Source organism: Flavobacterium silvaticum (assembly GCF_012911565.1).
Taxonomy (GTDB): domain Bacteria; phylum Bacteroidota; class Bacteroidia; order Flavobacteriales; family Flavobacteriaceae; genus Flavobacterium; species Flavobacterium silvaticum.
In genome coordinates this window covers 16,721-39,178 of record NZ_JAAMPU010000105.1, presented here as the reverse complement: position 1 = coordinate 39,178, position 22,458 = coordinate 16,721, and the positions used below count along the sequence as shown (strand labels likewise).

The following is a 22,458-nucleotide window of genomic DNA, read 5'->3' as shown; positions in this document are numbered from 1 at the left end:
AAAGGAAAGCAGTTTAAAGATGCTTTCCTGATATTGTTTTCCGATATTCTGATCTTCCGAACCAAGAACTTCCGAACTAAAAACTAATTCAATGGTGTGGCAGGATATTGGGAAGGATAATTGTTCAAATCGACGCCCTTGAAATTCGATCCGTACGTCGCATTGATAGCCTCAAGGAATTTGTTTGCAATCAAAGCATACCCTCTTGCGCCCGGATGGACACCATCAAGAGAGAATGCTCCACCCGAAACATAAGCCGCTCCAAGCTGCAATCCGTTTGCCCTGATTCCAGTGGAACGCAATTGTTGCAATAGTGCATTGGCATCCATGAATGCCAAGCCGTGTGCATCGGCGGCTGCTTTGATGGCAAGGTTGAATTGATCTGTCGCTGTCTGTATTTCGGCTACTTCTGAAGGAACCAGAACGTGTTGGTCCTGCAACGGATATGTAATTCCATACACGTTTACCGGAGCCGGAATACTAGGAGCATTAGTCCCGATAACGCCCTGAGTAGTCAGCAAAATATAATCTGTCGTTGCTACCGAACTCGTTTTTTTGGCCTGACGCGCCTGTCCGTATACCTGTCCGTAGAAAGCCGCCGTTGCAGCACCGAGTGAAGGTGTGAATGCCGCCGTCAATTGAGCCGACAGGTTAGGGAGGCTTTCATCCTTGATCAATAATCCGTTAGCCGAAGTCTTGCTCAACAATTCAATACGATCACCGGCTCCAAAAGCGGTCAACGCCGTTTTAAGCGGCCCGTATAATAACGTGTTCAACTGATCGATAGTGGCATCTCCAACAGGGATATTTGGAGCCGTTGTGCCATCTGGTTGTTCCGAACAGCCACCAATCAGCGCAGATGTCAATGGATTCGCAGGAACCGTAGTAAAGAATGGTATTGTATAAACATAAGGTATGTTCGCAACTACACCTTTAGCACCATTAGCCGTAAGAGCTGTTACCAGTTGGTTGTACGCGCCACCAAAAACGGTCGGATCGGTAAGGTCATTGGATCCGTATGTGGCCGGGTTCATATTTCCGACCTGGTTCAAACCTGTTCCTCCTGAAGTAGAATAAGACAACACATCGTTATTCCCGATCCACAATGAAAAGAAAGTAGGATTTTGTGCAACCGCATCTGCAATAACGCTTGTAGTTGGAGAAGAAGCAAACCTCACAAAATATGGGTTCGCCTGTCCGGTCAAAACGCCGGCAGCATTACCGTAACCCGGAGCCAGTAAATGGAAAACTTTTGCTCCCGGAACACCCATGTTGTTGAACTGACCAGTCAACGGAACGCCGATTTCATTCGTGGGAACTCCCGGAATCGGGCCGATTATTGGAGTAACAGAAGGGCACGTGTTGAAACCCTGTATCGCGTAACGCAATCCTTGTATCGGTGTTCCGGCCAAAGTCAACCCGCCGTTATTGTCATCGCCCAAAAGCGGTAATTTAAATTCGCCTCCACCGACTAGCGTGAATTGTGAAGCCAGGATGTTCGGATAGGAATTCAATTGGCCTGCCTTGAACAACGCATTGTCGCTAAAGCCTGCAGTAAGCGAATTCCCTACGGAAACATATTTGGAGAAGTCGGCAGAACCCGCCGTAATTGGTTCATCTGGTACCGTGGCAACCGTATCGTCATCGCTGCATGCCGCGAAAATGGTGAGCGATGCTAAAAACAGTCCTTTATAATTCTTTATCATGATAGTTCTTTTTAGCAATTATGGATTATAAGTAAAGGAAACATACACCATTTCGCCTACGCGTCCGGCACCAATTACCTGAATGTAATCTTTTCCGAAAAGGTTTGCACCTCCCACTTTTACGACTGATTTTATGACAGGGATGTTGTAGCTGACCTGCGCATCGAAAACCGTATTTTCAGGAACCATACCGTCTCCGAAAGAAGATTGCCACAGGTATTCCGTGTTCCATCTTACGTTAAGGTTGAATCCGAAATTCGCAATGGCATTCGGATTTCCAAACATGGCCTTTACCCTGTGTTTTGGCGTGTTGAAGCCTGGAATGAACGATGGATCTTCACTGGCATCATATTCAAAACCGGCATAATTGTAATTGGCGCCAAGTTCAAAATTCTTGTAGATTTTTTTGGAAAGCCCGATACCGACACCGTAAGATTCCACTTCGGTTTGTGAGTTGGTATAGATTTGATACACCCGACGATCACCGAAAGCAAGTGCCTGATAACCCAGGTTGACCTGATCTTGTGAAGCGGTTCCATCGTTTACATGACCATAATAAGGAGTGATGACACGCGATTGGTTCAGGAAATCATTGTAGATATTGTAGTAAGCATTTATGTCAACTGATAAACCGCTTTCAAGTACCGCACGATAACCAATTTCGAAAGCTTTCACACGTTCCGGTTTTACCAGTTTGATATTGGCAACCTGTAAATCGGCTGGATTTTGTGATTGGGCAAAAGCCTGTACCGATGCCAAGGTGTATGAATTGTTATAAGCATCGTTTCCGTCAAGTGTCACCGTTGGCGTAACGCCCGGCAATTGTTGTCCGGCGGCGCTGACTGGCTGTGTTTCTACAAAACGATTGAGGTTTTCTGCGGCCGATCCGATAAGAGCAAACGGCCCAAGGTCCAGCCCGATGAACAAATCCTGTGTCGTCGGATTACGGAAACCGGTCTGGAACGAAGCACGGAAATTGTGTACTTTATTCGCGCCTGCCGAATAGACCAAGGCGACACGTGGCGAGAAAAAGCCGTCGAACAATTCGCTCTTGTCATAACGTACAGAACCTGTGAATTTCAAACGTTCGTCTTTAAGGAATTTCTTCTGTACCTGAGTATAAGCGCCGTATTCGTTGTAACGGATAATGCCATCGTAATCTGTAAAAATGGTTCCGTCTGAATTCAGCGCATATTGACGGAACGAACCTCCAAGCTGTATTTCTGCAAATTTGATCAATTCCTTGAAGTTGTAATTCGCATCTACATGGTAGAGTTTTGAGTTATCCTTGAACTTGGCACCTTGGGTCAAATCCGGATTAGCGGTTACCGATGCGAGTGCCTGGTCGAATTCAGGAGTTCCGGGCATATAGCGTGAGGCACCGCTTGGGTTCAATGGAATTCCCGGAGAGTCGTTGTAGTCTGCGAATTGTCGGGCATAGGCATGTGCTTGAGGAGGAAGGTATCCGAAATTCGCCTGTGACAAAGCAAAAGCCGTAGCATAATCTGTAAACCATTGGGTATCCGTTTTCCAGGCCCGGTTCACATTCCAGGCGGCAAATCGCATATCGTACGAATCACCGGCGCTTTCAGAAGTCATGTATCCGCGGACAAAGAAATTGCGGTTACGGACCTCAAGCCGAACCTGGTTCATAAGGAAATTCTTGAGTGAATATCTGTTGGCACCCTGATAAATCGTGCTTCCGAGACCGACTTTTTCCTGAAAGATAATTTCGAGGTCATCGGCCATTGGCTTGATATGGATCGAAATATCAGCCTTTACACTTTCAATCTTATTCTCGTTCACATCCTGTTCGCGATAACCGGTACGGCTTACCTGGCCCACATTCGGAAGGAACGTAGTCACTTCATCTCCATAGGTGTTTAATCCGTCATAATTTGGATTGTCCGCGTGGCTCGTACCGCCGGTCACACTGCTGGTTTCATTGGCAATCCATTCCGTAGCGCGCAACCATGAAAAGTTCGCTTTGGCTGCAAAATGAGGGGTGAACGCTTTTGCCATCCGGATTCCGAAATCATAATAATCATTCGTACCGGCTGCGTCCTGGCTGGTTTTTCCGTATTTGAAATACGTTGAGATGCCCTCGTTAGTAAACGGGCTTTTGCTGTTCATAAACAAAATTCCGTTGAAAGCGTTGGCTCCGTAAAGTGCCGATGACGCTCCGGGAAGCAATTCTACGTTAGCCACATCGACTTCTGAAAGCCCAACGAGATTCCCGAGAACAAAGTTGAGTGCAGGCGATGAGTTGTCCATACCGTCAACCAATTGAAGGAAACGGGTGTTTGCCACTGTAGAGAATCCACGGGTGTTGATGGATTTGAATGAAAGACTGCTGGTGTTGAAATGCACTTCCTTCATATTTTCAAGTCCGTCATAGAAAGTTGGGGACGTTGTGTTTTTGATTTGCTGAAGCGTCATCCGTTCTATGGTGACCGGCGATTCCAAGACTCGTTCCGGTGTTCTTGATGCCGAGATGACGATTTCATCGAGTTTGGTGTCTTCCGATGCCATTTTCACGGTTACATCAGAAAGGCTTGTGACGCGCATGGTCTGGGTAGTAAAACCGACGCTGCTGATTTCAATGGTGAATGGTGGGTTTTGGGTGACGGGAAGTATAAATTTTCCATCTGAATCTGAACTGGTCGCCGTAGTCGTTCCAACAACTTTTACATTGGCGCCTGGCAGCGGAAGATTATCCTTGTCGGTAACCGTTCCTTTGAGTGTCGATTGCGCAAATGCAAGGGTTCCGGTGCATAACGCGATCAATAAAATGTAGAACTTCATTTGTGTTAGGAGTTGATTATATCGCTAATGTAATAAGAAAAGACTTCCTTTTTAACCGCAACTAAATCGTTTTCGTTTTTTACAGATAGAAGGTTCTCAGTATATCACGAAATTCCTTTAACTTTTTTTTGGCTTTTGGCTGATTCACTCCATTCTTTATTGAAAATAGTATGCGTACATATAAAATTTTGTGTTTTCAATAAAAGTGACAGAAAGTAAAAAAAATAAAAAACGGGGCTATAAACCCCGTTACTATTATGATGCTGTAAAAGTAAATTATTCTACCGTTACAGATTTGGCAAGATTTCTAGGCTGATCCACATTACAACCCCGCATTACGGCAATATGATAAGATAGCAGTTGAAGCGGAATTGTCGTCAATAAGGGTGTCAATGCTTCTGTAGTATCGGGAACTTCAATTACAAAATCGGCAAGCCCACGAACCTGAATGTCGCCTTTGGTCACAATCGCAATAATTTTACCGTTACGAGATTTGATTTCCTGAATGTTACTTACAACCTTATCATAATGACCTTGTTTTGGAGCGATTACTACAACGGGCATCGATTCGTCTATGAGCGCGATTGGTCCGTGTTTCATTTCCGCAGCCGGATAACCTTCGGCATGAATATATGAAATCTCCTTTAGTTTCAAGGCACCTTCAAGCGCTACCGGAAAATTGTAACCTCTTCCAAGATACAGGCAATTCGGAGCATCTTTGAACTTGGCGGCGATTTCTTTGCTCACGTCGTTGGTCAATAAGGCATCGGCTACTTTTTCCGGGATTACTTCGAGTTCCTGCAGATATCTGTGGAAATCTGAATTCGAAAGTGTTCCTTTTGCTTTTGCCAGACGCAAGGCGATCATAGTCAGGACCGTGATTTGCGTGGTGAAGGCTTTGGTGGATGCCACCCCGATTTCAGGCCCGGCATGTGTATAAGCACCGGCATGAGATTCACGGGAAATAGAAGATCCGACTACGTTACAGACGCCAAAAACAAACGCGCCTTTTTCTTTGGCAAGTTTGATGGCGGCCAATGTATCTGCCGTTTCTCCGGATTGTGAGATTGCGATAAGCACATCACCTTTATTGATGATCGGGTTTCTGTAACGGAACTCAGACGCATATTCCACTTCTACCGGAATACGGGTGAATTCTTCAAAAATATATTCAGCCACAAGGCCGGCATGCCAAGAAGTTCCGCAGGCTACGATGAGGATGCGTTCGGCATTGGTGAATTTTTCAAGATTGTCTTCTACACCTGCCATCTGGATGATGCCTTCGTTGGCGTGCAGACGACCGCGATAGGTGTCTTTTATCACGTTAGGCTGTTCGTAGATTTCCTTGAGCATGAAATGGTCGTATCCGCCTTTTTCGATTTGCTCTAAATTCATCTGAAGTTCCTGAACGTACGGGTCGACCAAGGTATCGTCTTTGATCTTACGCACTTTTACAGGTTTATCCTTGCGGATAATTGCCATTTCCTCATCTTCAAGATAAATAGCATTGGAAGTGTATTCTATAAATGGCGATGCATCTGAAGCCACAAAGAATTCGTCTTTCCCGATACCGATAGCTAATGGGCTTCCCAAACGGGCAACGACCATTTGATCGGGATATTTTTTATCGAAAACGCAAATGGCATAAGCGCCGACAACCTGGTTCAACGCTACCTGTACGGCTTTCCCGATTTTGAGGTTTTCCTTGCGTTGTACTTCCTCAATCAGGTTTACCAGAACCTCCGTGTCAGTGTCAGATGTAAACGTGTAACCGCGATTGATCAATTCTTTCTTCAACGGTTCGTAGTTCTCGATGATTCCGTTGTGGATAATCGAAATTTCTCCGCTGTTTGAAAAGTGCGGGTGGGAATTTACATCGTTAGGAACACCATGTGTAGCCCAACGCGTATGGCCCATCCCGATGCTTCCATTGAGGGAAATTTCGGCAGAGGCACGGGATTCAAGATCGGTTACTTTTCCTTTAGTTTTGGAATGTTTGAGTGATTCACCATCATAAATCATGGCTCCGGCACTGTCGTATCCGCGGTATTCCAACCGTTTGAGTCCTTTAATAATAATAGGATAGGCTTCGCGATATCCTACGTATCCAACTATTCCACACATAGGTTAGGTATTATGGGTTAGGTATGGTGTAATATACGGTCAATTTCAGTCGTGTTGTTTCATCGGTGGCATCGGCTCCGTATAAAACGGTTCCCAATGGGCTGATTACGGATGCCTGAGGTATAAAATCTGAGCCTTCAGAAAAATCAGGTGCCCCGGATTTACGTCGGTTCATGGTAGAATTCGCAATACTCTGGCTCACGGCAAGACCCAGGCGCACATTCGTCGAATCGTCTGAAATAAGACTCCTCAAATAGTTGGTAAGCCGTATTTTGTATTTATGCCTTATGACGGTTGGGCTCAAACTGTCTTTGAGGTAAATTCCGCCGTAAACATATTTGTTCAACGATGCATCACTCAGTGTTGTATTGTCGTAAAGATAATCCAATACGGCCTGTTTATGGTTCATGTCGTACAGATAGATCCGTTGCGGATTCGTATGATCTGCATGCTGCATTCCCGTAATCGATTCGTCAACATAAAAAGAAAGACTTGCTTCGTTGATCATCCATTTTTCATTGCGCATCATTTCAAGGTCGGACGGGTTGAGGATATCGATTTGAGACGTATATCCGGGGCCGCCCAACACAGCCAATCTTCCCTGTGGAACAGCAAAGGCGTTTTGTCTTTCCTGCAGGCTTATGGTTGTTCCGGTCAGGTTCAGCGTGATGGTTCTGTCGGTACGTGTATCTTCGGTTTCTCCAGCTGTGTAGGAAATAGTGATGGTGCCGGCAGTGAAATTAAGCAGGTTAAGTGCTTCGTCGTCATTGTTTCCGGTAGCTTTAAAGTACAATCCGCGGAAATATTCCTTGAACGCATTATTCGAAGCCAGGTTGGCTGAATTCGTATTCAGGATCGCTTCTGCAAAATATTCCTTATTTAAATGGATTATCATGGCTGGAGCTTCACGTGTCGTATTTGTCACGGTGACGCCGTCGTCCGCATATTCGTTTGTAACGATTTCTTTCGGATTAAAGAAGAAAGCCGTGTTTTCCTCATGGTCCGTCGTTTCCAAATCGTTCAGCTTGGAACCGACCTTGACATTGTCAATATCCTGATTCTGATCGGTATAATAATATTGGCTCGTAATTTCGTTGGATCCGTCGACCTCATTATCCCTTAAAAAATAACCGTTCCGATATATTTCAAGATTGAATTTACCCGTACCTCTGGTGTAAAGTGAATTAATCGTGTAAGCATTGTTCCCATCACTATCTGTCTCGCCTGTCGCAGTACTCGTATATGGGATTTTAAGGATTACATCATCGATTTCCGGATCTGTGCCAATGGTAGGTGCTTCAGTAGCAAGCGCAACCTGGGTAACAAAATTGGCTGTGACTTTTCCGAATACAGGATCGGTGTATACGCCAAGCGGATTGGTCGCAAGGTTATTTGACTGCACTGCTCCGGTTGCAAAAGTTGATGCGGTAACATTAAAATCGTGTCTTGTACCTAGCTGATAATTTTCCCCGCCAAGGATGTCAGAACCCAATTCATTATAATCGCGGTCACAGGAAACCAGTAAAACGGCAATAGCCCCAAGGCAAAATAGAAACTTCTTGATATGCATGTTTGTGTAAATTATAGAACCGAATTCTTGTAGAAAGCGGTGTATTCCTCAGCAACTTTTTCTTTCGGCGCGAAAGGTAGAAAAGGTTTGCCGGACGATTCTATATATTTTGTTAAACTTGGAGATACGTTTTCCGATGCAATAATCACAGCGTCAGAGTGCGCCACTGCTGTGCGGATGATGTTTTCATAAGTTGGTGAAGCAAGATCCGCAACCGATTCTTCCGGAACGTTGTCGAACTTCACTTTGTTGATCATTTCCGGGTCGAGCGTACCATCAAAAGATTGTGAATACACAGAGGTTACAATCTTGGTATCTGCAAAAAGCGCCTCGTCCTTATAATAATGCTTCATGTAAACCGGAAGCATCGATGCGAGCCAGCCGTGAACGTGAATGATATCCGGAACCCAATTGAGTTTCTTTACGGTTTCTACTACACCTTTTGCAAAAAAGATGGAACGTTCGTCATTGTCCGGATACAGTTCGCCGTCTTCATTGGTGAAGGTAGCTTTACGCTTGAAATATTCGTCGTTATCTATAAAATAAACCTGTATACGTTCTTTAGGTATAGATGCAACCTTAATGATCAACGGCATATCAAGGTCATTGACGACCAGGTTCATGCCGGAAAGGCGTATCACTTCGTGAAGCTGGTGACGGCGTTCGTTGATATTGCCGTATCTGGGCATGAATATCCGGATTTGTCCGCCTTGGTCATTGACCATTTTAGGGACATCGTAAGACATCATTGAAACTTCATTCTCAGCAAGATATGGTACCACTTCTGATGATACATACAATATCCTCTTGTCCTCCATAGGGTAAATGTCTTTTTCTTAGGCTGTTTTTTTAACCGTTCGCTTCATAAACCAGACAGGTAATGGGCTAAGGCATAAAACTTTTGCAAAAGTACTAAAAATTACGGTGATAAATTCTAAAATCTTAAGTTTGCACCGCCAATAGCATCTGTATGATGACATTTACTAATCGCAAACAGCTTCGGGATTTTCTGTGGCCGTTGCGCCAGGATGGAAAAACCGTCGGATTCGTTCCTACCATGGGCGCACTTCACGCGGGCCATTTGTCTTTGCTGCAACAGTCTGTCACGGATACTGATGTGACCGTGATTTCCATCTTTGTCAACCCGACCCAATTCAACAATCCGGACGATTTAAAAAAATATCCGCGTACGCTTGAAGCCGATAGCGCCAAGATCCAAACGGTCAATCCGGACATTGTCATATTTGCTCCGGAAGTATCTGAAATGTACGGTGAGAATACGGTATCGGAACATTTTGATTTTGGCGGATTGGAAAACCAGATGGAAGGTAAATTCCGTCCCGGACATTTTGACGGTGTAGGAACAATCGTTAAGAAACTGTTTGAAATCGTTGAACCGGATAAGGCTTATTTTGGCGAAAAGGATTTCCAGCAATTGCAGATTATCCGCAAACTCGTCGAAATCTGTCAGCTTCCTGTCAGTATCGTAGAATGCCCAATCCTTCGTGAACCAAACGGACTTGCCATGAGTTCGCGCAATGAAAGGCTTTCGCCGGAAATGCGTCACAAAGCGGCTGTCATATATAAGACGTTGCTATCTGCCAAAACCCTGAGTGGCACAGAAAATGCCAACGCCGTCCGCGAATTCGTAAAAACAGAATTTGACAACATACCGGATATCGAACTCGAGTATTTTGAAATAGCGAATGAATCAACCTTAGAACCTGCACCGGAATTCGACCCCGGAAAAAAGTATCGGTTTTTTATTGCCGTCCATTGTGAAGGAGTAAGGCTCATCGATACCATATCATTATAATATGTTTATGCTTTTCGCATCTGCCCAAAAAAGTATAAAGAAGTTCCAAATTAATTTACCTTTGTCCCATGCAAATCCAAGTTGTTAAATCTAAAATCCATCGCGTGTCCGTTACCGGCGCCGATTTGAATTATATTGGCAGCATCACCATTGACGAAGCGCTCATGGAAGCCGCCAACATTATTGAAGGCGAAAAAGTATCTATTGTAAACGTAAACAATGGAGAACGCCTTGAGACTTATGCCATAAAAGGCAACAGGAACAGCGGGGATGTCACGCTTAACGGACCGGCTGCGCGTCGTGTCCATAAAGGTGATATCATCATTATCATTTCTTACGGAATCCTTGACTTCGAGGAAGCCAAATCGTTCAAGCCAACCCTGGTTTTCCCTAACGAAACAAATAACACCCTTACCTGATTTTGAAGCGACAGATAAGTAAATGGCTGTCTGTGCTGCTTCCCATCGGCCTGGGGTTTTACCTTATTTATTACACTTATACCGGTTTCACGCCTGAACAGATAGACGAAATCAAGGGTTACTTTAAAGACGCTGATTATTCATTTATCCTTTTGGCTGGTTTCATTTCGGTCCTGAGCAATGCTTCACGCGCCTGGCGCTGGAAATATCCACTTGCCGGAATGGGCTACAAAGTCAGTTTTGCCAATTGTTTTATGGCTGTGAATGCGGGTTATCTGCTCAACCTGACCGTTCCGAAATCGGGTGAAATCTCGCGTGCGGTGATTCTCAAGAAATATGAAGATGTGCCTTTCGACAAAGGTTTCGGTACCATCGTAGCCGAACGCATCGTCGATATGATCATATTATTATTGTTCATCTTTGTCGCCTTTTTTCTTCAGTTCGATATTGTAAAGGCATTCATACTCGATCAGATCCCACTCAATAAATTATTGCTTTATGGCGGCATCGGGATTGGCTTTTGTACCGTTGGGTTATGGGTTTACGCCTATTCCAAATCAAAGTTCATCCTGGCGTTGAAAGAAAAAGTTTCCGGCCTCAAGGAAGGTCTTTTCAGTCTCTGGAAAATGGAACACAAATGGGAATATCTGGCGCATACCGTATTTATCTGGTTCAGTTTTATCCTTACGTTTTATGTGACGCTTTTTGTTTTTGAGCCGACTAAAAGCCTTTCCGTTGGCGCTACGATTTCTGCATTCGTGGTCGGAAGCATGGCCATTGCGTTTACGAATTCAGGTTTTGGGTCGTATCCGTTCCTGATTGCCAAGATCTTACTTTTCTATGCTATACCGGAAACGGTTGGCAATGCATTCGGCTGGATCGTCTGGACATCCCAAATGCTTGTGGTGCTCGCACTTGGACTTGGTTCTTTTTTGCTTTTGCCGATTCTCAATCGTACCAAATAATTTTCTATATTGGCGTTCCGCAACCCGTTGGTTTCCATGGTTGCATCTTTTCCAAAACGCCTGACTATGAAAAATATCTTTGCTATATGCTGTTGTCTCTTTTTGGCGACGGCCGCCTTTTCCCAAAAGACTATAATCGATACCATATCTTCCAAAAGACTAAAGGAAGACCGCGTTATTTCTATTTCGCTTCCGGCATCTTACGGAAAGGAAAAAGACAAAAAGTATCCGTTGCTGTTGTTGCTTGACGGCGAATTCATGGTTCCGGCATTCAACGGAGCGCTCGAATATGGCACGTATTGGGAAGATATTCCGGAAATGATAGTCGTCGGGATCAACCAAAACGCCAACAACGAACGCGAAACCGATACGGAATTTGACAAAGAAACCGGACTTCCTGACGGAAAAGGAAATGACTTTTTTGATTTTATCGGAATGGAACTCATGCCATCCATCCAGAAATCATATCGCATAGCACCATTGAAAATCATCGCGGGATTAGACGTGACCGCTGCGTATGCCAATTACTTCCTGTATAAAGACCAGCCGTTGTTCGATGCGTACATCATCATTTCTCCAGAATATCCAAAAGGGATGGAAGAACAGGTTCCGGACAGGCTTTCGAAAATCGAAAAGCCAATATGGTATTATCACTGTGTTGCCGATGGCGACCTCAAGAAGATGACGGCCCGTATCAAAAAACTCGATGAAGATGCCAAAAAAGTAAGCAAGCCGACACTTAATTACAGGTTCGACGAGTTCAAAGGTGCCTCTCATTATTCGCAGGTTTTGTTTGCCATCCCGAATGCGTTGTATTATTTCTTCTCGGTATATCAGCCTATTTCCATGCTGGAATACAATGAAAAAATCGCCCCTTTGCCGGAAGGTTACGTTAAATACCTGATTGACAAATACAACAAAATCGAACAGGCGATGGGCATGAAGATGAAGATACGCATCAGTGATTTCAAGGCCATCGAAGCGGCCATCATCAAAAACAAAGCTTACAACGAATTCGACGAACTCGCACAGCTTGCCGATAAATACTATCCTAAAACAATGCTTGCTGACTATGAAATGGCACAGATGTACGAGAAAAAAGAGATGATCGACAAAGCCATAAAAACCTACATGCATGCTTATCAAATGGAGCCGATTGGTGATTTGACAAAGGATATGATGATCGATAAGGCCGATGAACTCAAAGCCTCGAAGTAATCTTAAAAAGCTTTCAAAATAGTCCAACCTCAGTTACCTTTGAGTCCTTAATCTTTTAAAGTGGCCAAAGTCAAAACCTCTTTTTTCTGCCAGAATTGTGGCACCCAATATCCAAAATGGCAAGGCCAGTGCACTTCCTGCCGTGAGTGGAATACCATAGTCGAAGAAATTGTCCAGAAGGAAGAAAAGCCAATATGGAGAAGCAATTCAACCGAGAGCAAACGCGTTGCAAAACCGTTGCTTATTGGCGAAATCGATTCGTCACAGGAAGCCCGATTGAATAGTGGAGACGATGAACTGAACCGTGTTCTTGGCGGCGGCATCGTTCCCGGATCCCTGACACTTTTGGGAGGCGAACCCGGAATAGGTAAAAGTACGTTGCTGCTTCAGATTGCACTCAAATTACCATTTAAAAGTCTTTATGTTTCAGGAGAAGAAAGCCAGAAACAAATCAAGATGCGGGCGGAACGGATCAATCCGGACAGCCAGAACTGTTACATCCTAACCGAGACCAAAACCCAGAATATTTTCCGCCAGATAGAAGAAGTGAGCCCGGATGTGCTTATCATCGATTCCATCCAGACACTCCACACCGAATACATCGAAGCATCGCCGGGTAGCATTTCCCAGATTCGCGAATGTACGGCCGAACTCATCAAATTCGCTAAAGAAAGCAATGTTCCGGTAATCTTAATCGGACACATCACAAAAGACGGAAGCATCGCCGGGCCAAAAATCCTCGAGCATATGGTCGATACCGTTTTGCAATTTGAAGGCGACAGAAACCATGTGTACCGAATCCTTCGTTCCCTGAAAAACCGTTTTGGATCTACTGCCGAACTGGGCATTTATGAAATGCTAGGAAGCGGATTACGTGAAGTTGCCAATCCGTCGGAAATACTTATCTCGCACCGCGAAGAACAATTGTCGGGAACGGCAATCGCATCGACCCTTGAAGGTATGCGTCCGCTAATGATCGAAATACAGGCGTTGGTCAGTACCGCTGTTTACGGAACGCCCCAGCGAAGCACGACCGGCTTCAATGCCAAACGTTTGAACATGATACTCGCCGTCCTTGAAAAACGCGCCGGTTTCCGTTTGGGCGCCAAAGATGTTTTCCTCAATGTCACAGGCGGGATCAATGTAGACGATCCGGCAATCGATTTGGCTGTCGCGGCCGCGATTTTGTCTTCAAATGAAGATATTCCGGTCAAAAAAGATTGCTGCTTTGCCGGAGAATTAGGGCTTTCGGGAGAAATCCGTCCGGTGAACCGCGTTGAGCAACGCATACAGGAAGCGGCGAAATTGGGTTTTTCGACCATATTCGTTTCCAGATATACCAAAGTTGCCATCAAAAATCCGGCAATTGAAATCCGGTATGTTTCGCGTATCGAAGATGTGGCCGAAGGACTTTTCGGTTGAATTTAACATATTAAAACCGTAACTTCCCCACTTATACCGCCCCTGAATGAGTCCACGCGCCAAAAAAAGAATCCTCATAGTCCTGGCATCGCTGCTTACGGTAATCGTACTCGCGTTGGCCGGGATTTTAATTTTCAGGGATGCCTTGCTGCAGAAAGCGATAGCGAAGGTTTCCGATAAAATGCGGACGGATTACGAGAGTAAATTCTCCGTCAAAAACGCCCATTTCACGAGCCTGAATTCGATTGAAATGAAAGATATCGTGCTGGTTCCTAAATCTGGCGATACCTTGGTCAGCATCAAAAATTTCAGTACCGAAGTCAACCTGTGGAAACTCTTTACCGGAAACCTGCAATTGGGGAAACTCAATGTCAGCAACGGTTTCGTGCAATTGGTAAAGAATAAGGAAGGGAAGAATTTCGATGCGTTCCTGCATCCGAAGAACGAAGAAAAACCGGTTGAAAAAACGCCGGGAGAACGTACCAATTACGCCAAATTAGGATACAAATTACTGACCCAGGCACTCAATCTGATTCCGACCGATATGCAGATCGACAACGTCCAGCTCAGGTTGTTCGATATGGATCGGAAACTGACAATGGATTTGAGCAAATTGCGCCTGGCAGACAAAAAGTTCAATTCCGATATCCGCGTCACAACCAATACAATGGCTCAGAACTGGAATATTTCCGGTTTTGCCGATCCGCGTGAAAAACAAACCGATCTCCGTTTCTTCAGCCGCGATTCCGGCGGCATCCGTTTGCCCTATGTTGATGAGCGCTGGAACCTCAAATCGGGCTTCGATTCCATTCGTTTAAAAGTAACAGACATTGATCTCGATGGAGACGAAATGCACGTGGAAGGTTTCAGTTCGATTACCAATTTAATGGTCGAGCACAGACGTATCGCGTCACAACCTGTCGTCATCAAAAATGCCGATTTCAAATACAAGCTTATGTTTGGCGCCGATTTCATGCAGGTCGACAGTTCGTCCACAGCAAGCCTGAACAAAATAAAATTCCATCCGTTCGCCCAATACAATGTCGAGCAGGATACGATTTACAAGCTTCGCGTCAACATCCCGAAAATGCAGGCCCAGGATTTCATAACGTCGCTGCCTGACGGACTTTTCACGCATTTCAAAGGAATGGAAGCCGAAGGTGCTTTTGACTACAACCTGGTTTTCGAATACAACAAAAACAAACCAAATAAGGTGGTTTTCAATAGTTCGTTGCATAAAGAAGGTCTCAAAATCATCAAGTACGGAGAAGCGAACCTTGCCAAACTCAACGGAAGTTTTACGTATCGCGCGGTCGAGAACGGACGATTGCAACGGCCTATTTTAGTGTCGCCCGTAAACATATATTACACGCCTCTGGATCAGATTTCCCCTTATTTGCGAAAGGCGGTTCTGACTACGGAAGATCCGTCGTTCTTTTCGCACCGTGGCTTTATAAATGATGCATTCCGACAGTCTATCGTCCAGAATATCAAGACAAAGCGTTTCGCACGTGGCGCCAGTACGATTTCCATGCAGCTGATAAAAAATGTGTTCCTTGTACGTGAGAAGACACTGTCGCGAAAACTCGAGGAAATCCTGTTGGTTTATATCATGGAGAACAACCATATCGTGAGTAAAAACCGGATGCTCGAAGTGTATTTCAACATTATAGAATGGGGGCCGAATGTCTACGGAATCGGTGAAGCGTCGTTGTTTTATTTCCTTAAGCATCCGTCAGAGCTCAACCTGAATGAGTCTTTATTTCTGGCGAGCATCGTCCCGAAACCGAAAAAATTCATGTGGCAATTCGATGGCGAAGCGACACTCAAACCTTACCTGGTGAAGCACAATTCCTACCTCAAGAATATCATGATGCGCCGCGGGCTGATTTCGCCCGAAGATACGGTAGCCCAGACTAAAAAAGTGGTGTTGTACGGTTCGGCAAGGAATTTCGTTAAGAAAGAAAAAGAAGAAAAAACCATCGATCTGGATACGCTTTCGATTGACGAATTCGATTTTTAGGATTTTCCCAATTGGTGGATTTTGTCGAGGACGAGCTGGGATTCAAAACCTTTTCGCAATAAGAAATCGGCGACTTTCTTTTTCTTTTTGAGCAGATCTTTTTCCAGTGTCGTTTGCCACTTTTTTTCTGCCAGCTTATCAAAGTTTTCGTGATAGTCGTCAGCTGGTATTTCAGTCAATGCAGCTTTGATGTTGGCCAAAGAAATGCTTCTTAGTTTCAGTTCTGAAGTTATCCTCGGAATTCCCCAGCCTTTGATGCGATGCTTTCCTCTGGCGAAACTTCGGGCAAAGCGTTCTTCGTTGAGGTAATTATCCTGGATCAGTTTGGTCATGATGACATCTATGGCTTGGGATATCATTCCCATATCGCGTAACCTGGCTGAAACTTCTGCATGGCATCTGTCCTGATAGGAACAGAAATACTCCATTTTTTTGCGCGCTTCCTCAACAGAATATACTTTGGACATAACGAAAACGATGTAGTGGTTGTAAATGTTTATAATTTAGTCGATTAAAATCGGCTAATAACTTAATGTTATCTTAACTTTGTCAGCCCCAAAATCTAAATTTTATTTTTTTACGAATATACGCCGTAGCCTGAATCGAGTCTAACTAAAATACCACGAATGAAATTAAGATTTCAACTGTTTCTTATTTGTGCCATCTTTTTCACGATTAAGATTGAGGCGCAGGTTTCTCTATATTCCACGAATTTCGGCACTGCTACGGTAAGTACTGTGACAACGCCGGGTTTCGTATCTAATGCTGCGGGTGGCTCGGCTTGGGATTTAAGGACAACAACTGCCAGTTCCGGTTATAGTTGGACAAATCCTACTGCTTCGGCATCAGGCGGGGCTAATGTTTTTACGAATCTAGGTACAAATACGGCTACCAAGACGTTGACTTACGACAATTCGCTTTCTACTATTGGTTATAATACAATCATAGTTCGGTTTGGCGGGATAAAATCGGGAACGGTTCCAAATCTTGATATTTCATATTCCACCGATGGCACTTCTTTTACCTCTGCAGGAACAGTCACCCTTGGGACAACTTGGGCAGGATATGCCGTCAGTCTTCCCGCAGGGGCGGCCAACGTTTCCAATCTTCGCGTACGTTTTTCGATTGTTGCCAATAACAACGCTTCAAATAATTTCAGGTTAGATGATGTTCAGGTTATTGGAACTTTAGTGGGTTTCGTCACGGCACAACCCGGAAACTGGTCTAATACAGCCACATGGGTTGGAGGTGTTGTTCCTGTAGCTTCCGATGCGCTCGTAACCGTTAATCATGCGGTGGTACTTGATGTGCCTGTTACAAGGAATTCAGGTACAACCACTACCATTTCATCTACCGCTTCACTCGATATGCAGAATGCTTATACGAGCAACGGGACAACGACATTCGACGGAAGCGCATTCGTCAAAAATTCCATAACGATGGGCGGTGGCTCGACCTTTCGTATAAATGGAGATTTCTATTTAAATTCCGGAGGCTATTTCCTTGTCGGTTCGCCAACTTACGGAGCTTCATCGACCTTGTTTTACAGCAATGGAACCATATACGGCCGCGGCTATGAATGGAGTGCTTTGGGAGTTGGGACTTTAGGGACAACGTCAGGCTATCCGAATAATGTCAGGGTCACCGGAAATACCACCGTAAATTACAACAATGGCGGAACTGCAGATGATAAAGCGCTTGCAGGAAACCTGACCATAGATGCAGGAAGTTCTTTCTTTATGGATTATGGCGGAGCGACAAATGACGGCCCTTTGACCGTTGCCGGAAATGTTGTTAATAGCGGCAACCTTAGCCTCGGTTCCGGAATCGGTGATGATTTGATTCTCTACGGAAACTTCACCAGCACGAACAATTTTTACCCAAATACAAGAGCTGTCGTATTCTCAAAAACTTCAGGTACGCAGACCGTCAGTTCCACATCGGCGTTGGACTATTTCAAATTCGGGAGCACCGGAAACCGGACGGTCCAATTGATAAACAACCTTACCATAAACCGGGAAGTCGGTTTTGCTAGTGCGTCCGATATCCTCGATATAAATGGCTACGCATTGACGTTGAATACCTCGATTGCAACAAACCAGGTCACAGGCTCAGGGACATTCAAAGGAAGTGCTTCTTCCTCGTTGAACCTGACCGGATCAGGAACTATCGGAACGTTATCTTTCACTTCGGGTTCACAGCTTTTGGGAAGCCTTGTCGCCAATCGGAGCACAACAGCCATTTTCTGTCAATTGGGTACAGATTTGACCGTGAACAATACACTTACACTGACCTCGGGAGTCATTAATCTGGGCTCGCAGACGATGACTTTGGGTTCGTCCGTTCCAGCTGCCGCATCAGGATCTGTAAATAGTTATCTCATTGCAGATTTGTCGTCGGGAGGAAAACTGCAACGCCAGATTCCGGGCGCGGGAACCTATTTGTTTCCTATAGGCGATGCTGCTTCGTCAGCCGACGGATCTCAATATTCACCAGCGAGCATGACGTTCCCATCAGGAACATATACGTCTGCGATGTACGGATTGCGTGTCCAGGATTTGGCACATCCAAGTTTTGACGGATCGGCTTTGGTCAGCAGATATTGGTCGGCAAGTTCAAGTGGTACGTTTCCATCGGCCGCTTACTCCATCAATGCAACTTATTTTGCTACAGATGTCACGGGCGTTGAAAGCACCATGCAGTCCAATCAATGGAACGGCAGCAATTGGGTCAATTCCGGAACATCGGCACAAACCAATTTCTTTACCTACAGTGCCAATACATATCCGACCGTAAGTGATTTTGCCAAAGGGTTGCGATCGCCCGATATCAACATCAAAGAGACTTTAACCTCTACGGTTTACCTCACAGGCAGTGCGTATGCAATTCCGACACAGCTCACCGGAATTCCTGTCGATCTGACCTTTACGATAGAAAACCTCGGCGGACAGAACTTGGTCTTTTCAAATCCGTGCACGGTTTCAGGAACCGGTTTTTCTTTCAACCCGGCATTTTCATTGACACCGGACATCGCACCAGGCGGAAGCAGAACTTTCACGGTTCGTTTTCTAACGGCTACTCCGGGGAGTTTTTCCGGATCGGTCAGCTTTACGACCAATGATTCGTACGGATCTGAAAATCCATATGTCATCAATTTTACGGTTACAGCAAACAATCCGGCACCGGAAATCGGTCTTAACGGGGCGACTACAGGAACCAATCCGATTGCAAGCGGAAGCACGACAACTTCGGGACTTAACAATACAGCTTTTGGTACGATAGCATTGGCTACGACGGTCACTAAAGATTTCCGCATAAGCAATACAGGTACGGCCGCGCTGAATTTGACCGGCGTACCGTTAGTGAGTATCTCGGGGACGAATGCATCGGATTTTACGGTCAGCACGCAACCACCCGTGTCAAGTATAGCAGTTGGCGCAAATACGGTTTTTGCCATTACGTTCAACCCGACGGCACAGGGTTATCGCACGGCTACGGTTTCGATTTCCAATAATGACAGCGACGAAAACCCGTATACGTTCAAGATTGACGGAAATGCGACTTGCAATACTTCAACGAATGTGATTACGCCAACATCAGGACCTGTCGGCACGGAGGTTACCATTACAGCTTCTGCAAATAACCTCACGGGAGCGACAGCTGTTTTCAATGGGGTTTCTGCATCTGTAACTCAAATTTCCTCAACCCAGATAAAAGTGATTGTGCCTGCAGGCGCGACGACAGGTACGTTGATTACGACAAATTCCCAGGGGTGTCAGGCGTCCAATCCGTTTACGGTTATAAATAATGTTACCAACGGCTGTCAGGGAACCAACACAGCATCTGAATTATTCATCAGTGAAGTTACCGATGCCTCTTACGGCGGATTGAGCTATATAGAGATTTATAACGGAACGGGTGCTGCGGTCAACCTGTCTTCGTATTCGCTTCAATTCTTTGCGAACGGCAACAGCACGAGTTATTCCAGCCAGGCGTTATCCGGAACATTGAATAACGGGCAGACATATGTTGTCAGCACCTCGACCAGCGGCTCGGAATGTCCCGTAACGGGAGGTAATGGGTCATTGGCAACGCTTGCGACAAGTATTTCGGGGGTTAATTTTTCAGATACCTCTACGGGTGATACTACTGTTGGACATGATCATATCGCTCTTTTCAAAAGCGCCGTCAAAATAGACAGTTGGGGAACATATATGAACCAGTCGTGGGCCGTTCCGCTTAATATAGGTGACAGGGGAGCCGATTTCCGCCGAAAAAACACAGCTACCGTACCGAATCCGACGTATTCCAATAGCGACTGGAACGTGAGCGATTGGCTCGGAAGCGGGCTCAGCAGTTGTTCCGTGAACGATTATTCCAATATCGGCAGTTATGATTTTCCATCAGGTAATCCGCCAGTGATAACCCAACAGCCTGTAGTTGCCGGAAGTTGTAAAGGAGCTACCATAACAGTTGCTGCGAATGAGGGTTATGCAGGCGGTAACGCGCTGACCTATCAGTGGTATGCAGTACCGCCAAATACCGCTAGTTGGACACTACTTACCAATGCAGGTCTCTACAGCGGGGTTAATACAGCCGTACTTTCTATATCCAATGTTTCTACCCTCGCGGGTTACCAGTTCTATTGTCAGGTAAATGAAAATACAGCGACTTGTTACACGGCGACCAATGCGATCAAAGTAAGCGCTGCTAATGTGGTAACATGGAATGGGTCAGCCTGGAATCCGGTTTCGGGACCTGATTCAACATCAATTGTGGTTTTGAATGGCTCTTATAACACAGCTGTTAATGGCAGTTTTTCGGCCTGTAGCCTCACGGTTGCTTCCGGGACTTTAAATGTGGCAAGTGGAAACTACGTGTCTGTCCAGAATGATCTTACCGTAAGTTCCGGAGCCATAATGCATGTGTTGAACAGTGGGTCTTTGATTATGGTTGAAGATACTGGTATCGTGACCAATAATGGCACAATGGATATGCAACGCACGCCGACACCATTCCTCAAATATGATTATACCTACTGGTCTTCTCCGGTCACAAGTGCGATGCTTGCGACTCCATTTGCCGGTTGGAGAACAGATTATGCCTTTACGTTCAATACAGCGAATTTTTCAGATATGACGGGGCCTGGCGGAAGCGGACCTGCTGATGGATATGACGATGACGGAAACGTCTGGACCCTTGCCAGTGGACTGTTGCAGCCCGGTAAAGGATATGCGATAATGGGGCCTACGACGGCACCTTCTTATCCTATAAATCCCGGAGTGACTTTTAGCGGAACTTATAATAACGGAATTATTACACAGCCTCTGTCACTAAGTGCAAATACCGGAAATGCGACTGACGATTACAATCTGATCGGCAATCCATATCCTTCCGCATTACAGGCGGATGATTTCATCAACCTCAATACGAACACTTCAGGGACTTTATATTTCTGGACGCATAAAACACCAATTTCACCGTCTGGCGGAACGTTCCAATTCATCACTTCCGATTATGCCATGTACAATTTGGGAGGAGGAACAGCAAGCATAAACGGAGGGCCGGCACCTAACGGATTCGTCGCCAGCGGCCAGGGATTCTTTGTGGAAGCCATCACGGCTACGCCTGTCACTTTCAATAACAGCATGCGCGATGTGGTGGCCACCAATACGAATTTTTACAGAATGTCTGCAGCCGATCCTCAATTATTGCGGGACCGGATATGGATTAATCTGATGCATGAAAACGGATTGTTCAGCCAACAACTAATTGTCTACACGCCTGATGCTTCGTTAGGATTCGATCGGGGCTATGACGGACGGGTCAGTACGACACAGAATGCAGTATCGTTTTATTCTGTTTTCGACGATGAAAAATACAGGATTCAGGGAAGACCGGCATTTGATTCATCCGACATTGTACCGTTGGGATTTTCGACTGGATATGCATCGGAATATTCCATTACAATTGATCATTCCGAAGGTGTATTCGACAATGAGGAACAACCTGTTTATCTCGAAGATAAATTGCTCGGGATTATCCACAACCTGAAAGAAACACCATATGTTTTTTCTTCAGGAACGGGGGAGTTCAACACCAGATTCCAGTTGAGGTATAATCTGCCGTTGTCAAGTCCCGGAATTTCCAGCCAAAACGATGTGATTGTCAGCAGTAGGCCTGGTTGGCTTCAGGTTTATTCGGGCCAAAACATAGAGAATATTGAAGTTTATGATGTTTTGGGTCGGTCTGTTTTTAAATCCGGATCTATCGACGCATTAGTTTTTGAAAGTACGATAAACGGGATTTCAGACCAGGTAGTTTTGGTCAAAATTGATTTGATTGACGGGTCTCAGGTGACTAAAAAGGTGCGTATTTAAGCCTGAAGTA

Annotated in this window: 13 protein-coding genes; 7 read left to right on the top strand and 6 right to left on the bottom strand. The window is 45.2% G+C overall.

Going from position 1 to position 22,458, the window contains the following annotated elements:
- Positions 1-83 precede the first annotated feature (83 nt).
- The 5 genes from G6047_RS09285 to G6047_RS09265 all read right to left on the bottom strand — a co-directional run bounded on the left by G6047_RS09285 (position 84) and on the right by G6047_RS09265 (position 9,023).
- Positions 84-1,706, bottom strand: coding sequence for an SGNH/GDSL hydrolase family protein (locus G6047_RS09285; RefSeq protein ID WP_169527338.1), 1,623 nt, complete (start codon positions 1,704-1,706; stop codon positions 84-86).
- 18 nt (positions 1,707-1,724) lie between these two features.
- Positions 1,725-4,511, bottom strand: a complete 2,787-nt coding sequence (locus tag G6047_RS09280) for a carboxypeptidase-like regulatory domain-containing protein (RefSeq protein ID WP_169527337.1) — start codon at positions 4,509-4,511, stop codon at positions 1,725-1,727.
- Between the two features lie 276 nt (positions 4,512-4,787).
- Positions 4,788-6,635 (bottom strand): glutamine--fructose-6-phosphate transaminase (isomerizing), encoded by a 1,848-nt coding sequence (gene glmS, locus G6047_RS09275; protein WP_169527336.1) that lies wholly within the window; start codon positions 6,633-6,635, stop codon positions 4,788-4,790.
- Between the two features lie 10 nt (positions 6,636-6,645).
- Entirely contained in the window at positions 6,646-8,205 is a 1,560-nt protein-coding gene (locus G6047_RS09270) for a DUF4270 domain-containing protein (RefSeq protein WP_169527335.1), read from the bottom strand.
- Between the two features lie 11 nt (positions 8,206-8,216).
- On the bottom strand, positions 8,217-9,023 hold the full coding sequence (locus G6047_RS09265) for a glycogen/starch synthase (RefSeq protein ID WP_169527334.1): 807 nt from the start codon (positions 9,021-9,023) through the stop codon (positions 8,217-8,219).
- A 152-nt stretch (positions 9,024-9,175) separates the two neighbouring features.
- On the opposite strand from G6047_RS09265, the gene panC reads away from it, so the two are divergent.
- The 6 genes from panC to G6047_RS09235 all read left to right on the top strand — a co-directional run bounded on the left by panC (position 9,176) and on the right by G6047_RS09235 (position 16,068).
- A complete protein-coding gene (panC, locus tag G6047_RS09260) occupies positions 9,176-10,021 on the top strand; it encodes a pantoate--beta-alanine ligase (protein WP_169527333.1) in 846 nt (281 codons plus the stop codon).
- A 68-nt stretch (positions 10,022-10,089) separates the two neighbouring features.
- Positions 10,090-10,440, top strand: coding sequence for an aspartate 1-decarboxylase (gene panD / locus G6047_RS09255; protein ID WP_169527332.1), 351 nt, complete (start codon positions 10,090-10,092; stop codon positions 10,438-10,440).
- A gap of 32 nt (positions 10,441-10,472) precedes the next feature.
- On the top strand, positions 10,473-11,405 hold the full coding sequence (locus G6047_RS09250; RefSeq protein WP_317168281.1) for a lysylphosphatidylglycerol synthase transmembrane domain-containing protein: 933 nt from the start codon (positions 10,473-10,475) through the stop codon (positions 11,403-11,405).
- A gap of 66 nt (positions 11,406-11,471) precedes the next feature.
- Positions 11,472-12,623, top strand: a complete 1,152-nt coding sequence (locus G6047_RS09245; RefSeq protein ID WP_169527330.1) for an alpha/beta hydrolase — start codon at positions 11,472-11,474, stop codon at positions 12,621-12,623.
- A 60-nt stretch (positions 12,624-12,683) separates the two neighbouring features.
- A complete protein-coding gene (gene radA, locus G6047_RS09240) occupies positions 12,684-14,045 on the top strand; it encodes a DNA repair protein RadA (protein WP_169527329.1) in 1,362 nt (453 codons plus the stop codon).
- 46 nt (positions 14,046-14,091) lie between these two features.
- Positions 14,092-16,068, top strand: coding sequence for a transglycosylase domain-containing protein (locus tag G6047_RS09235; protein WP_169527328.1), 1,977 nt, complete (start codon positions 14,092-14,094; stop codon positions 16,066-16,068).
- Here G6047_RS09235 and G6047_RS09230 read toward each other — a convergent pair.
- On the bottom strand, positions 16,065-16,535 hold the full coding sequence (locus tag G6047_RS09230; RefSeq protein WP_169527327.1) for a regulatory protein RecX: 471 nt from the start codon (positions 16,533-16,535) through the stop codon (positions 16,065-16,067). The two genes, G6047_RS09235 and G6047_RS09230, sit on opposite strands and share 4 nt — an antisense overlap.
- Positions 16,536-16,694: 159 nt before the next feature.
- On the opposite strand from G6047_RS09230, the gene G6047_RS09225 reads away from it, so the two are divergent.
- The gene (locus G6047_RS09225; protein WP_169527326.1) at positions 16,695-22,448 is read left to right on the top strand and encodes a choice-of-anchor D domain-containing protein; all 5,754 of its coding nucleotides are present in this window, start codon (positions 16,695-16,697) and stop codon (positions 22,446-22,448) included.
- Positions 22,449-22,458: the final 10 nt, after the last annotated feature.